The organism is Alloyangia mangrovi, from assembly GCF_002300555.2.
In the GTDB taxonomy this organism is placed as follows: domain Bacteria; phylum Pseudomonadota; class Alphaproteobacteria; order Rhodobacterales; family Rhodobacteraceae; genus Salipiger; species Salipiger mangrovi.
In genome coordinates this window covers 25,343-38,375 of record NZ_NTHN02000026.1, presented here as the reverse complement: position 1 = coordinate 38,375, position 13,033 = coordinate 25,343, and the positions used below count along the sequence as shown (strand labels likewise).

The following is a 13,033-nucleotide window of genomic DNA, read 5'->3' as shown; positions in this document are numbered from 1 at the left end:
TACCACAGGACAGGCACGAGCGGGACGTTGCACCCCCTGCTTACGGTCAATTTGTCACAGGTTGCTCTGCAATGCGGCATTGCTCCGCCGAAGGGCCTGCCGCCCCTGCCGAGGCGGCGCGACCGCAGGGGAGAGAGCGTGGCGGAGTTTTCCCCCTCAAGTTGAGACGCGGCGGTAACGTGGTCAGGCCGGGAACCAGCTGTCCCCGCGGGGACGCATCTGCGGCAGGGCCCGCATGCGGCCGATCCAGCCGGCCATCGCCTCGGAGGGCGCGACCCCGGCCTTGTCGAGCCATTGCACGTAGCCCCAGATGGCGCAGTCGCCGATCCCCGGGGCATCGCCGTGGAAGAAGCGCCCCTCGCCCAACAGCCGGTCGAAATTGGCGCGGTCGGTCTCGTAGCGCCCGGTGAGCCACTCCACGGTGCCGCCGGGAAAGCTGTCCCCGTGGGGACGGCGCGCCTCGACGAGCTGCGGCAGGCACATGCCGATGCGGTTCGCCTCCCACATCAGCAGTTCGGCACCGCGGCGCGTCCCGGCGGGGCTTGCGCCGCCCAGCACCTGCCAGCGGCGGGCGATCTCGAGCAGGATGGCGCCGGACTGGGTCATCGCCGCGCCATCAATGACCAGCGCGGGCACCTGCGCCAGCGGGCTGGCGGCGAGGAAGGCGGCGGGGCGCGTCTCTGGCGCGGCCCAGATGTCGACGAAGACGGTCTCATGCGCGATCCCGGCCAGCGCGAGGGCCAGGGCCACCTTGCAGGCGTGGCCGCTGTCGGGGTGTCCGTAGAGGGTGATCGTCGTCATGAGGTTTGTCCCGTGCTTGTCTGCGCCCAGTGATCGCCGTCCCCGCGGGGACGGTCAAACGCAGTTTCGTGCGCCTCCCGATCACGACCCGTGATGCCCGCGCCGACAGAGGCACAGCGGTTTGACTTGACGGGCGCGCGTTTTGCGGGCTCGCTGCGCGCCGTCCATTAACGGTTTCTGAACGGCTCCCTGGAGCCGCACTGGAGCACAGAATGACCCTGCACGATCCCGCCGCCGAACTGCGCGCCAATGTCGCCGTCCCCTTCGAGAGGGCGCAGGCCATGCCGGTCTCGGTTTACACGTCCGAGGATTTCCTCGGGCTCGAGCAGGCGCATGTCTTCGCCGCGAGCTGGCTCTGCGCCGGGCGGGTCGATGCGCTGAAGGCGCCGGGGGACTACCTGACGATGGAGATCGCCGGAGAGCCGGTCGTCGTGCTGCGCGACCGGGAGGGGGCGCTGCGGGCGCTCTCCAACGTCTGCCGCCATCGCATGTCGGTGCTGCTCGAGGGGCGCGGCAACGTCCGCACCATCACCTGCCCCTACCACGCCTGGAGCTACAATCTCGACGGGTCGCTGCGCGGCGCTCCGGCGATGGAGCTGAACGCCAGCTTCTGCAAGGAGAGCACCCGCCTGCCGCAGGTCCGTTGCGTCGACTGGAAGGGCTGGATCATGGTCACCCTCGATCCCGATCTGCCCGAGCCCGGCGAGACGCTGCGCGAGGTCGATGAGCTTGTCGGCTACCTGCAGATGGAAGACTACGTCGAGACCTTCCGCGAGGAGCACCGCTGGGACACCAACTGGAAGATCCTCGCCGAGAACTTCATGGAGAGCTATCACCTGCCCATGTGCCACGGCGGCACCATCGGCGGCGCGGTGGACCTGAAGAAGATGACCTGCCCCGAGGGGTTCGAGGGGTTCAACTACCACCACATTCTGAAGGACGACTCGATCGCCCTGTCGATCGCCCATCCCGGCAACACCGCGCTGCAGGGCGAGGAGCGCTACCGGACCTGGCTGCTGGCGGTCTACCCGTCGCTGCTGATCACCCTGACGCCGGGCTATTTCTGGTACCTGTGCCTGACGCCCGATGGCCCGGGCCACGTGAAGATCCTCTTCGGCGGCGGGCTGCACCCGGATTTCATCGCCGACCCCGAGGCGGCCTCGCATTTCACCAGGCTGAAGGCGTTGCTCGACTCGGTGAACGACGAGGACCGGGGCTGTACCGAACGGGTCTGGAAGGGGATGCAATCGCGCTTTGCCGCGCCGGGGGCGCTGTCGCACCTCGAGCGGCCGAACTACGAGTTCGCCCGGTGGATTGCCGGCAAGATCCCCGAGGGGCGCTGAGGCGGAGAGGGCGGGACCGGGGGTTTCACACCCCCGGACCCCCGTGGGATATTTGGACCTAGAAGACGCGGCGGGGCTGGTGCCTTACGTATTGTCGGTGACGTTTTCCGTGAAGGCCTTCTCGAAGGCGGCCTGCTTGTCGGGGCTCGCTTCGGTCTGGTTCTGCGCGCGCCAGTCGTCATAGGGCATGCCGTAGAAGATCTCGCGGGCCTCGGATTTGCTCATCTCGAGGCCGCGTTCGGTGGCGGCTTCCTCGTACCAGCGCGACAGGCAGTTGCGGCAGAAGCCGGCGAGGTTCATCAGGTCGATGTTCTGAACGTCGGGGCGGTCTTCCATCAGGTGCTGGCGCAGCCGGCGGAAGGCGGCGGCCTCGAGCTCGATGCGGGTCTGGTCGTCCATGGTCTCTCTCCTCTTACTCGGGGGCGCGGGCGAGCGCGGTCTTCAGCAGCGGCGCGAGGCGGCGGCCCCAGTCTTCCTGCGCCTCGGGCTCGGCGATGAGGTCGTTGCGCAGCTCGATCAGCGTGTTGTGACGGGCGTGTTTCAGCGCATGGCGGTGCACGGCGTCACCGGGCAGATGCCCGGGATAGGGCTCGTTGCGTCCCACCACCAGATCGGGTTGCCGCGCCAGCAAGTCAAGCAGCGCGTCCGAGAGCCGGGCGTCCCAGGCGTGCAGGATGCCGAGGTGCCAGGGCCGCGGCAGGCGCCCGCGCAGCTGCGGGGTGAAGGAATGCACCGAAACCAGCGCCAGCTCGGGGCGGGTGTCGAGCAGCCCGGCGACGGCGGCGTGATAGGGTCGCCAGTAGGCCTCGATCCGGCGCTGGCGCTCGGCCGCATCCGCGTGGCGGTTGCCGGGGATGATCGAGCCGTCGTAGAGCCGCATCAGCAGCGTCGGGTCGTCTTCGCCGCGGTTGGGATCGATGACCAGGCGCGAGAAGTCGGACCAGACCAGCGGGCTGTCGAGCGCCTCGGCCAGGGCGCGGGCGGTCCCCAACGCGCCTATATCGTAGGCAATGTGCCGGGCCATGTCCTCGGGCGGCAGACCGAGGCTTCCCCCGAGCTCCGCCGGCACGCTATTGGTCGCATGATCGCAGGTGACGAGAAAGCGGCCTTTGCGCGTGGCGCCCTCGATGTGGAATGGCGTATGGGTCATGATAGCTTCGCAGTCTGCGGCCATGTCTTGGTAGGACCTGTCGTGATAGGACCTCTCTAGATCAGTTGCGCCGGGAAGGGAATTCCGCAATAAAAGGCGCGACTGTTAGCGATAACCTAACCGTGACGAGGGTGGTTGGTTTAACTTTGAACCACTATTCTGAATGAGAATACGCTGCTCCGCAGCAAGGCGGCCCGACGCGGCCGCGGCAGGAGGTCGAGGAGTCCCAGATGAGACGTTTGCGCAAAGTGAAGATCGTGGCCACGCTCGGGCCGGCCAGCAATACCTACGAGATGATCCGCACGCTGCACGAGGCCGGGGCGGACGTGTTCCGCCTGAACATGAGCCACGGCAGCCACGAGGACATCACCAAGCTGCACCGCGCCATCCGGCAGGTCGAGAAGGACCTCGACAGCCCGATCGCCATCCTCGCCGACCTACAGGGGCCGAAGCTGCGCGTCGGCGAATTCGCCAATGGCTCGGAAGAGCTGGAATGGGGCGAGACCTTCCGCTTCGATCTCGACGAGGCGCCGGGCACCGACAAGCGCGTGTGCCTGCCCCACCCCGAGATCTTCCAGGCGCTCGGCGTCGGCGCGCACCTGCTGGTCAACGACGGCAAGATCCGCATGCGGGTCGAGGAATGCGGCGAGGACTTCGCCAATTGCGTGATCGAGGCGGGCGGCACCATCTCGAACCGCAAGGGCGTGAACGTGCCGGACGTGGTGCTGCCGCTGGCGGCGCTGTCCGAGAAGGACCGGGCCGACCTCGAGTTCGCCGCGGCACTCGGTGTCGACTGGCTGGCGCTGAGCTTCGTGCAGCGTCCCGAGGACGTGGAGGAGGCGCGCAAGCTCTGCGACGGCCGCGCCGCGATCCTGTCGAAGATCGAGAAGCCCTCGGCGGTGAAGGCCTTTGACGAGATCCTTGCGGTTTCGGACGGCATCATGGTGGCCCGCGGCGATCTCGGGGTGGAACTGCCGGTGCAGGCGGTGCCGCCGATCCAGAAGCGGCTGATCCGCAAATGCCGCGCCGCCGGCAAGCCGGTGATCGTGGCGACCCAGATGCTCGAATCGATGATCGAGAGCCCGATGCCGACCCGCGCCGAGGTCTCGGACGTGGCGACGGCGATCTACGAGGGCGCCGACGCGGTCATGCTGTCGGCCGAATCCGCCGCTGGGCAATACCCGGTCGAGGCGGTGACGACGATGAATAACGTCGCCATCAGCGTCGAGAAGGATCCCACCTTCACCGAGGTCATGGAGAACTCGCGCAACATCCAGCGCGCCACAGTGGCCGACGGCATCGTCGCCGCGGCGCGGGAGATCGCCGAGACCGCCAACGTCAAGGCGATCTGCTGCTTCACCTCCTCGGGCACCACTGCGGCGCTGGTCGCGCGCGAACGGCCGCGGGTGCCGATCATCGCCATGACCTCGCTGCGCGGCACGGCGCGGCGGCTGTCGCTGACCTGGGGCACCAATTGCGTGATGACCGGCGAGCTCGAGCGCTTCAAGCAGGCGGTGGTCAACGCCGCGCGTGCGGCGCGGGCGCAGGGCTACGCCGGCACCGAGGACCATATCATCGTGACCGCCGGCGTGCCCTTCAACATGTCGGGCACCACCAACATCCTGCGCGTCGCCCCCTGCGACGAGCGGCTGATCTACTCGACCGATCCCGAGTGATCCGTCCCCGGGGCGGGACCCGTGCCGCAGGCCCGCGCGGGTCCTGGTCCCGGCCCTTCCGGAGGCGATTCCGGCTTGCAAATGACATGGGCCCCGCCTATAGGGGCGCCTCTAACCGCGCGGCCGGCCCATTGCGGCATGCCGAGTCGCGCCTGTACGCACTTCGTTAAGGAGACGAAAATGCCCAAGATGAAGACGAAGTCGAGCGCCAAGAAGCGCTTCAAGGTCACCGCGACCGGCAAGATCGTCGCTGGTCAGGCAGGCAAGCGCCACGGCATGATCAAGCGCACCACGAAATTCATCCGCGACGCGCGCGGCACGACCACGCTGTCGGCTCCCGACGCGAAAATCGTCAAGGGCTACATGCCCTACGACCGCTGATATAGGAGAGCTGAACAATGGCACGAGTCAAAGGTGGTGTCGTCACCCACGCCCGTCACAAGAAGGTCATCAAGGCAGCCAAAGGTTACTACGGCCGCCGCAAGAACACCTTCAAGGTTGCAGCCCAGGCCGTCGACAAGGCCAACCAGTACGCGACCCGCGACCGCAAGAACCGCAAGCGCAACTTCCGCGCCCTGTGGATCCAGCGGATCAACGCGGCCGTGCGCGCACATGACGAGGCTCTGACCTACTCGAAGTTCATCAACGGCCTGAACCTGGCTGGCATCGAAGTCGACCGTAAAGTGCTGGCGGATCTCGCCGTGCACGAGCCGGAAGCCTTCAACGCCATCGTCGACCAGGCGAAGGGCGCGCTGGCTGCCTGATCGGCGCCAACGGCTGACTTCTCGAAACGCCGCTCCTCCGGGGGCGGCGTTTTCCGTTTTACGCGCGCCGATGGGGCTCTGCCCCCGCTGCCTGCGGCAGCTCCCCCGGGATATTTGCGCCTAGAAGAACTAGCGGCGCGGCGCAGGCTTGCGCGCCGGAGCCGCAGCCGGTAGTGGACGGACCCGAAGAGATGCTCGGAAGAGGCCCGGAATGGACGACCTGCGCGACAAGTATATCGACCTGATTGGCAAGGCGGCGGATGAATCCGCGCTTGAGGATCTGCGGGTGCAGGCCGTGGGCAAGAAGGGCGAGATCAGCCTGCAGATGCGCGAGCTCGGCAAGATGAGCCCCGAGGAGCGTCAGCTCATGGGGCCGAAGCTTAACGCGCTGAAGGACGAGATCAACGCCGCCCTCGGCGCCAAGAAGGCGGCGCTGGCGGATGCGGCGCTGAACGAGCGGTTGCAGGCGGAATGGCTCGACGTGACCCTGCCCGGCCGAGGCCGCCGCATGGGCAGCATCCACCCCGTCAGCCAGGTCTGGGAAGAGTGCACCGCGATCTTCGCCGACATGGGCTTCGCCGTCGCCGAGGGCCCACAGGTCGAGACCGACTGGTACAACTTCGACGCGCTGAACATCCCCGGCCACCACCCGGCCCGCGCCGAGATGGACACCTTCTACATGCACCGTGCCGAGGGGGACGAGCGCCCGCCGCATGTGCTGCGCACCCATACCTCGCCGGTGCAGATCCGCTCGATGGAAGCCGGTGGCGCGCCCACCCGGATCATCTGCCCGGGCCGCGTCTACCGCGCCGATTACGACCAGACCCACACGCCGATGTTCCACCAGGTCGAGGGCCTCGCCATCGACAAGGACATCTCGATGGCGAACCTCAAGTGGGTGCTGGAGGAGTTCTTCTCGGCCTATTTCGGCCGTTCGGTGAAGACCCGCTTCCGCGCCTCGCACTTCCCGTTCACCGAACCCTCGGCCGAGGTGGACATCCAGTGCCAGTGGAAGGACGGCTCGGTCACCGTGGGCGAGGGCGACGACTGGCTGGAAGTGCTCGGCTCGGGCATGGTGCACCCCAAGGTGCTGCAGGCCGGCGGGATCGACCCGAACGAGTGGCAGGGTTTCGCCTTCGGCATGGGCATCGACCGGATCGCCATGCTGAAATACGGCATCCCCGACCTCCGCGCCTTCTTCGATTCGGACCTGCGCTGGCTGCGCCACTACGGCTTTGCCTCGCTGGACATGCCGACGCTGCATGGTGGCCTGTCGCGCTAAGCGCGAAGAGGGCGAGCTGTCGCGTTTGGTGCGACGGTGCAAGAGTTTTGGGGCCCGGTGCATCAGCGCCGGGCCTTTTCCTTTTCGGACCATGCGCCATCTTCTGCGACATGAAGCTCTTCGATCACCGCAACCGCGAGCGCAACGCGGACACGCGGCGCGTCTACGCGCTGTTCGAAATTGCCCATACGGCGGTGGATTTCGGCGCTGCCCTCTGTTTCACCCTCGGCTCGGTGCTGTTCTTCTGGAAGCGGTACGAAACCGAAGCCATCTGGCTCTTCACCATCGGCTCGGTGCTTTTCATGGTGAAGCCCTCGCTGCGGCTGGCGCGCGAAATCAAGCTCTGGCGGATGGGTAAACTCGACCGACTCGCCGAGCGCGAGCAGTGCGACGGTTGAGCGCCTAGCGCCGCGAGGCGAGCCAGGCGAGGCGCACGAAGTTGCGCTCGACCAGCGCCATGGCGGGCGCGCGGGCGCCGGCGGAGCGGATCGAGAGGTCGGTCTCCATCAGCATCCCCAGCGCATCCTCGAGCCGGTCGGCGTTCCAATTCGAGGCCTGGCGCAGCATGCGGTCGCGGCGCGGGCCGAAGAGCGGCGGGCGCAGGCGCTGCACCCCGGCCTGCGGGCCGCCCTGGGCCGAGGCCAGCGCGTAGAGCACGCGGAAGTGGCGCATGGCCATGATCAGCAAGGTCACCGGCGCGACCCCCTGCCCTTCGAGCCGCTGCATCAGCGGGCCGATCTCGGGCGAGCGGCCCTCGGCCACGACGTTGAGGATGTCGTCAAGCTCGGCCTCGATCGAGGCGGGGGCGCAGAGCGCCACCTCCTCGGGGGTGAGCGGCGCGGGATCTTCGAGCTTGTAGAGCCCGAGCTTTTCGAGAACCTGCCGGAAGTCGCCCGGCTCGAGCGCGCGGGCGAGATGTTCGAGCGCGTCGAAGGCGGCGCGGTCGACCTGGGTGAGCCCGGCCTTGGAAAGAGCCGCCTCGATCTCGTCGCGGCCCGGCGGGTCGGAGTAGATGCCGATGGCCAGCGCCGCGGGGGCGGCCTCGAAGAGCTTGCGCAGGGCGGATTTTGCGGTGAGTTGCCCGGCGGTGACGATGATCTGCGCATCGCCCGGGCGCCAGTCGGTCAGCGCCGCGCCCATGGTCTTGGCGAGCCCGTCGGTGGCCTCCTCGACGAAGACGACGCGCGGGCCGGGGAAGAAACCCTGCGCCTTGACCGCATCGAGCAGCAGCGCGGGATCCTTGCGCAGGTCGGCGCCGCCCATGCGGGTGAGGCGCATCTCGGCCTCGGCCTCGGGGCCGACAAGGGCGGTGATGACCTCCTGCCGCCGGTGCGCCACGCGCATGGCATCCTCGCCGTAGAGGAGCACGCCCGAGCCGGTCGGATCCGGCTTGCGGAAGAAGGCCTGTGCGTCGCGCCCGCCGAGTTTCACGAGGCCCCCGTCACTGCGGCAGGTCCGCCGCGACGAGCAGCAGCCGGTCGATCACCCGGTCGGCAAGCATGAGCATCAGCCGTTCCTCGGCGTCGCGCTCGGCGGCCTGGGTGGCGGCGGTCGAGCCGGTGGTGGAATAGCCGGTGAAGGAGGAGGTGTTGCCCGTGGTCAGCGCCTCGTTGGTCACCGCGTCGCGCAGCGTGAAGGTCGCGGTGCCGATCACCCGGATGCGCGTGGTGTTGCCGTCGGCGAGCGAGCCGTGGCCCGAGGTCTCGGTCTTCAGCGAGGTGTCGAGCCGATAGGGCGCGCCCGGCGCGGCGCGGCCGAGGCGTTCCTCGATCCGGCGGATGTAGAGATAGGCGTCGGGCGAGTCGGGATCGGCAAAGGCGATCTGCCCGAGCAGCTTCTGCCCGCCGCCCTGCGGCCCGTAGGCGGGGGTGAAGCCGCAGCCCGCGAGCGCCAGGGCGCCGCAGGCTGCAAGCAGGGTTCTTCGATCAGGCGACCACATTGACGATCCGGCCAGGCACAACGATGAGCTTCTTCGGGGCGGCCCCTTCGAGGGTCCGCACCACAGCTTCATGCGCGAGGACGAGTTTTTCAATCTCTTCCTTGGCCATGTCCTTGGGAACGGTGAGTTCTCCGCGGCGCTTGCCGTTGACCTGGATCGGCAGGGTGACGCTGTCCTCGACCAGCATCGCCTCGTCGGCCTTGGGCCATGCGGCATTGGCGATGAGCCCCTCGCCGCCGAGCAGCTGCCAGATTTCCTCCGACAGGTGCGGGGTCATCGGCGACATCAGCTGCGCGAGGACCTTGGCCGCTTCCTTCTTGGCAGCAGCGCCCGCCTGCGATTTGCCGAGCACGCCGGTGAAGGCGTAGAGCTTGGCGATGGCCGCATTGAAGCCGAAGCTCTCGACGCCCATGGTCACGTCGTGGATCGCCTTGTGCATCTCGCGCAGCAGTGCGGCATCCTCGGCCCCGGCGGGCGCATCGGAGGCGGCGATCTCGGCGGCGATGCGGTAGACGCGGGCGAGGTGCTTCGAGGCCGCCTCGGCGCCCGAGGCGGTCCATTCCACGTCACGTTCGGGCGGGCTGTCCGACAGGACGAACCAGCGCGCTGTGTCAGCCCCGTACTGGCCGATGATCGCCACCGGGTCGACGACGTTATTCTTCGACTTCGACATCTTGGCCGAGGGGATGATCTCGACCTCGGTGCCATCCTCGAGGAAGCCCTTGCCGTCCTTCAGCTCGACCGCCTCGGGGTAGTGGTAGACCGGGCGGCCCTCGGCGTTCTTGGTCTGGTAGATCGCGTGGGTCACCATGCCCTGCGTGAAGAGCGCGTTGAACGGCTCCTTGGACTTCTCGGGCAGGTGGCCGGTGATGTTCATCGCACGGGCGAAGAAGCGCGAGTAGAGCAGGTGCAGGATCGCGTGCTCGATGCCGCCGATGTACTGGTCGACGTTCATCCAGTACTCGGCCTCGGCCATGTCGATGGGCGTCTCGGCGCGCGGCGAGGTGAAGCGGGCGAAGTACCAGCTCGAGTCGACGAAAGTGTCCATCGTGTCGGTCTCGCGCCGCGCCGGGGCGCCGCAGGACGGGCAGGAACAGTCGCGCCACGAGGGGTGACGGTCGAGCGGGTTGCCCGGCACCGAGAAGTCGATCGCCTTGCCGTCCTCGTCGTAGGGCAGGCTGATCGGCAGGTTTTCCTTCTTCTCGGGCACCACGCCGCAGGCCTCGCAATGGACCACGGGAATCGGGCAGCCCCAGTAGCGCTGGCGCGACAGGCCCCAGTCGCGCAGGCGGTACTTGGTGACGCCTTCGCCGATGCCGTTCTTCTCGCAGAAGTCGACGGCGGCGTTGACGCCCTCTTCGCCGGTCTGCACTTCGGTCCCGGCGACGAGGCGAGTGTAGCGCACCTTCTCGGTCTTGGCGGGAACGAAGGGCTCCTTGAGGATGTCGATCTCGCCTTCGAGCGGCACGAAGGTTTCCACGATCGGCAGGCCGTACTTGCTGCAGAAGTCGTGGTCGCGCTGGTCGTGGCCGGGGCAGCCGAAGATCGCGCCGGTGCCGTAATCCATGAGGATGAAGTTGGCGATGTAGACCGGCAGCTCCCAAGTCGGGTCGAACGGGTGACGCACCTTGAGGCCGGTGTCGAAGCCACGCTTCTCGGCTTTTTCCAGCTCCTCTTCCGAGGTGCCCATGCGGCGGCACTCGGCGACGAAGGCGGCAAGCTCGGCGTTGTCCTTTTCCAGCTCTTTCGCGAGCGGGTGGTCGGGCGAGATGCCGACGAAGGAGGCACCATGCAGCGTGTCGGGGCGAGTGGTGTAGCACTCGATCTTCTCGAAACCGGCGGGGGCGTTGAGCGTGTCGAAGGAGAACTGAAGGCCGCGCGAACGGCCGATCCAGTTCGCCTGCATCAGCTTCACCTTGGCGGGCCAGTCATCGAGCGTGTCGAGCGCGTCGAGCAGCTCGCCCGAGAAATCGGAGATCTTGAAGAACCACTGGGTGAGTTCCTTGCGCTCGACCAGCGCGCCCGAGCGCCAGCCGCGGCCGTTCTCGACCTGCTCGTTGGCCAGCACGGTCATGTCGACCGGGTCCCAGTTCACCACGGCGTTCTTGCGGTAGACGAGGCCCTTGTCGAGCATGTCGAGGAAGAGCGCCTGCTGCTGGCCGTAATATTCCGGATCGCAGGTGGCGAACATGCGCGACCAGTCGAGCCCGAAGCCGAGCGGCTTCATCTGCGCGACCATCGTGTCGATGTTGGAATAGGTCCAGTCCTTGGGGTGCCCGCCCGAGGCCATGGCGGCGTTCTCGGCCGGCATGCCGAAGGCGTCGAAGCCCATCGGGTGCAGCACGTTGAAGCCGTTCTGCTTCTTGTAGCGGGCAATCACGTCGCCCATCGTGTAGTTCCGAACGTGGCCGATGTGGATACGGCCCGAGGGATAGGGGAACATCTCGAGCACGTAGTATTTCGGCTTGTCGGCCGAGCGGGTGGCCTTGAAGGTCAGGGCGTCTTCCCAGGCGGCCTGCCATTTCGGCTCGATCGTGGCGGGGTCGTAGCGCGACATAATCTCTTGTCCCTCGGAGCGGATGGGTCTTGGCGGGTGATAGGGCAGGCCCCGCCGGACGTCCAGTGCCCGGTCTCGGAGAGGGGTGGATGCGGGCGACATTTCCGCAACCTCGGCACCGCAATATGACAGTGTCGTGCATTACTGCATTGGCCGAGGCCGGCCGGCATGAAACATTGCTTAGATAGTCAAAGCCGAATGTAGTCCGATGAAAGTCCTTTGTATCCACCAGAATTTCCCTGGGCAGTACAAGCATCTTGCCCCCGAACTCGTCCGCCTCGGCCATGAGGTCACCGCGCTGACGCCCAAGGTCAAGGAGCCGACAACCTGGAACGGGGTGACGGTGCTGCCCTACCAGATCCGCGGCAGCAGCACCCAGGGCATCCACCCCTATCTCACCGATTTCGAGACCAAGATTCTTCGCGGCGTGAGCTGCTGCAATGCGGCGCTCGCGCTGAAGACGCAGGGCTACACGCCCGACGTGATTCTGGCGCACCACGGCTGGGGCGAGAGCCTGTTCCTGAAGGATGTCTGGCCCGAGGCCCGGCTCGGGCTCTACTGCGAACTCTACCACCGCACCTCGTCCGACTTCCTGAGCTTCGATCCGGAGTTCGCCAAGGATCCGTCGCTGCGCGACGTGCAGCGGATCCGCATGAAGAACCTCAACAACCGCATGCACGAAGAGGTCATGGACGCCGGGATCAGCCCGACGCAGTTCCAGGCGGGCACCTTCCCCGCGGCCTGGCAGGACCGGCTCACGGTGGCGCATGACGGCATCGACACCGACCTCGTGGCGCCGAATCCCGGCGCGCGGCTGACGCTGGACAGCGGCGAGGTGCTGAGCCGCGACGACGAGGTGATCACCTTCATCAACCGCAATCTCGAGCCCTACCGCGGCTATCACATCTTCATGCGTGCCGTGCCCGAGATCCTGCGCCGCCGGCCCAACGCCAGGATCGTCCTGATCGGCGGCGACGAGGTGAGCTATGGCGCCAAGGCCCCGGACGGGAAGAGCTGGAAGCAGATCTTCGTCGACGAGGTGCGCGGCCAAATCCCGGATGCCGACTGGGCCCGGGTCCATTTCCTCGGCCGGGTGCCCTATGGTCGGTACCTGTCGATGCTTCAGGTGAGCCGGGCGCATGTCTACCTGACCTACCCCTTCGTGCTGAGCTGGTCGCTGCTCGAGGCGATGAGCGCGGGATGCGCCATCCTTGCCAGCGACACCGCGCCGGTGCGCGAGGCATTGACCGAGGATGAAACCGGCTGGATGGTCGACTTCTTCGACCGCGGCGCGCTGGTCGACCGGCTCTGCGCCCTGCTTGACGATCCCGGCGCCCGTGCCCGGCTCGGCACCGCCGCCCGCGCGCATGTGCAGGGGACCTACGACCTGCGCCGCCACTGCCTGCCGAAGCACGTCGACTGGGTGACCCGTCTCGCCACGCAGGCACCGCGCCCGGCGCGGGACTGAACCGTCGCGCCCGGAAACGACGAAGGCCCGAACAAACGTCCGGGCCTTTTCAT

At 67.2% G+C, this 13,033-nt stretch carries 13 protein-coding genes; 7 read left to right on the top strand and 6 right to left on the bottom strand.

The window, feature by feature from the left end; genetic code table 11:
* Positions 1 to 183: 183 nt before the first annotated feature.
* Entirely contained in the window at positions 184 to 801 is a 618-nt protein-coding gene (locus tag CLG85_RS14795) for a glutathione S-transferase family protein (protein ID WP_095883510.1), read from the bottom strand.
* A 212-nt stretch (positions 802 to 1,013) separates the two neighbouring features.
* Between CLG85_RS14795 and CLG85_RS14790 the strand changes: the two genes are divergently transcribed.
* On the top strand, positions 1,014 to 2,144 hold the full coding sequence (locus tag CLG85_RS14790) for an SRPBCC family protein (RefSeq protein WP_095883509.1): 1,131 nt from the start codon (positions 1,014 to 1,016) through the stop codon (positions 2,142 to 2,144).
* 84 nt (positions 2,145 to 2,228) lie between these two features.
* Here CLG85_RS14790 and CLG85_RS14785 read toward each other — a convergent pair whose 3' ends face one another.
* Both CLG85_RS14785 and CLG85_RS14780 read right to left on the bottom strand, forming a co-directional pair.
* Complete coding sequence (locus CLG85_RS14785; protein ID WP_095883508.1) at positions 2,229 to 2,543, bottom strand: DUF1244 domain-containing protein; 315 nt, start codon at positions 2,541 to 2,543, stop codon at positions 2,229 to 2,231.
* Positions 2,544 to 2,556: 13 nt separating this feature from the next.
* On the bottom strand, positions 2,557 to 3,294 hold the full coding sequence (locus CLG85_RS14780) for an N-formylglutamate amidohydrolase (RefSeq protein ID WP_095883514.1): 738 nt from the start codon (positions 3,292 to 3,294) through the stop codon (positions 2,557 to 2,559).
* Positions 3,295 to 3,524: 230 nt separating this feature from the next.
* On the opposite strand from CLG85_RS14780, the gene pyk reads away from it, so the two are divergent.
* The 5 genes from pyk (at position 3,525) to CLG85_RS14755 (ending at position 7,414) form a co-directional block, all read left to right on the top strand.
* Positions 3,525 to 4,970, top strand: a complete 1,446-nt coding sequence (gene pyk, locus CLG85_RS14775) for a pyruvate kinase (protein ID WP_095883507.1) — start codon at positions 3,525 to 3,527, stop codon at positions 4,968 to 4,970.
* A gap of 180 nt (positions 4,971 to 5,150) precedes the next feature.
* Positions 5,151 to 5,351, top strand: coding sequence for a 50S ribosomal protein L35 (gene rpmI, locus CLG85_RS14770; RefSeq protein WP_092426082.1), 201 nt, complete (start codon positions 5,151 to 5,153; stop codon positions 5,349 to 5,351).
* A gap of 17 nt (positions 5,352 to 5,368) precedes the next feature.
* Positions 5,369 to 5,734 carry a 50S ribosomal protein L20 gene (rplT, locus tag CLG85_RS14765; RefSeq protein WP_066102884.1) on the top strand — a complete coding sequence of 122 codons (366 nt, stop codon included), beginning with the start codon at positions 5,369 to 5,371 and terminating at the stop codon, positions 5,732 to 5,734.
* 211 nt (positions 5,735 to 5,945) lie between these two features.
* Positions 5,946 to 7,016, top strand: coding sequence for a phenylalanine--tRNA ligase subunit alpha (gene pheS, locus CLG85_RS14760; protein WP_095883506.1), 1,071 nt, complete (start codon positions 5,946 to 5,948; stop codon positions 7,014 to 7,016).
* 110 nt (positions 7,017 to 7,126) lie between these two features.
* Positions 7,127 to 7,414 (top strand): YrhK family protein, encoded by a 288-nt coding sequence (locus CLG85_RS14755; RefSeq protein WP_095883505.1) that lies wholly within the window; start codon positions 7,127 to 7,129, stop codon positions 7,412 to 7,414.
* 4 nt (positions 7,415 to 7,418) lie between these two features.
* Here the strand turns inward: CLG85_RS14755 and holA are convergent, their stop codons facing one another.
* From holA to leuS, 3 genes are read right to left on the bottom strand one after another with little or no spacing between them, the layout of a single operon-like run.
* A complete protein-coding gene (holA, locus tag CLG85_RS14750) occupies positions 7,419 to 8,447 on the bottom strand; it encodes a DNA polymerase III subunit delta (protein ID WP_260349472.1) in 1,029 nt (342 codons plus the stop codon).
* Between the two features lie 10 nt (positions 8,448 to 8,457).
* A complete protein-coding gene (lptE, locus tag CLG85_RS14745; RefSeq protein ID WP_095882766.1) occupies positions 8,458 to 8,955 on the bottom strand; it encodes an LPS assembly lipoprotein LptE in 498 nt (165 codons plus the stop codon).
* Positions 8,942 to 11,512 carry a leucine--tRNA ligase gene (leuS, locus tag CLG85_RS14740; protein WP_095882765.1) on the bottom strand — a complete coding sequence of 857 codons (2,571 nt, stop codon included), beginning with the start codon at positions 11,510 to 11,512 and terminating at the stop codon, positions 8,942 to 8,944. Before leuS ends, lptE begins: the two co-directional genes overlap by 14 nt.
* A 208-nt stretch (positions 11,513 to 11,720) precedes the next feature.
* On the opposite strand from leuS, the gene CLG85_RS14735 reads away from it, so the two are divergent.
* Positions 11,721 to 12,980 (top strand): glycosyltransferase family 4 protein, encoded by a 1,260-nt coding sequence (locus tag CLG85_RS14735; RefSeq protein ID WP_095882764.1) that lies wholly within the window; start codon positions 11,721 to 11,723, stop codon positions 12,978 to 12,980.
* Positions 12,981 to 13,033: the final 53 nt, after the last annotated feature.

Excerpts from the sequence above, each read along its gene's own strand:
- CLG85_RS14795 (WP_095883510.1), bottom strand. The coding sequence starts at position 801 with ATGACGACGATCACCCTCTACGGACACCCCGACAGCGGCCACGCCTGC.
- lptE (WP_095882766.1), bottom strand. The coding sequence starts at position 8,955 with ATGTGGTCGCCTGATCGAAGAACCCTGCTTGCAGCCTGCGGCGCCCTG.
- CLG85_RS14790 (WP_095883509.1), top strand. The coding sequence starts at position 1,014 with ATGACCCTGCACGATCCCGCCGCCGAACTGCGCGCCAATGTCGCCGTC.
- rplT (WP_066102884.1), top strand. The coding sequence starts at position 5,369 with ATGGCACGAGTCAAAGGTGGTGTCGTCACCCACGCCCGTCACAAGAAG.
- CLG85_RS14735 (WP_095882764.1), top strand. The coding sequence starts at position 11,721 with ATGAAAGTCCTTTGTATCCACCAGAATTTCCCTGGGCAGTACAAGCAT.
- rpmI (WP_092426082.1), top strand. The coding sequence starts at position 5,151 with ATGCCCAAGATGAAGACGAAGTCGAGCGCCAAGAAGCGCTTCAAGGTC.
- pheS (WP_095883506.1), top strand. The coding sequence starts at position 5,946 with ATGGACGACCTGCGCGACAAGTATATCGACCTGATTGGCAAGGCGGCG.
- leuS (WP_095882765.1), bottom strand. The coding sequence starts at position 11,512 with ATGTCGCGCTACGACCCCGCCACGATCGAGCCGAAATGGCAGGCCGCC.
- CLG85_RS14785 (WP_095883508.1), bottom strand. The coding sequence starts at position 2,543 with ATGGACGACCAGACCCGCATCGAGCTCGAGGCCGCCGCCTTCCGCCGG.
- CLG85_RS14755 (WP_095883505.1), top strand. The coding sequence starts at position 7,127 with ATGAAGCTCTTCGATCACCGCAACCGCGAGCGCAACGCGGACACGCGG.
- pyk (WP_095883507.1), top strand. The coding sequence starts at position 3,525 with ATGAGACGTTTGCGCAAAGTGAAGATCGTGGCCACGCTCGGGCCGGCC.
- CLG85_RS14780 (WP_095883514.1), bottom strand. The coding sequence starts at position 3,294 with ATGACCCATACGCCATTCCACATCGAGGGCGCCACGCGCAAAGGCCGC.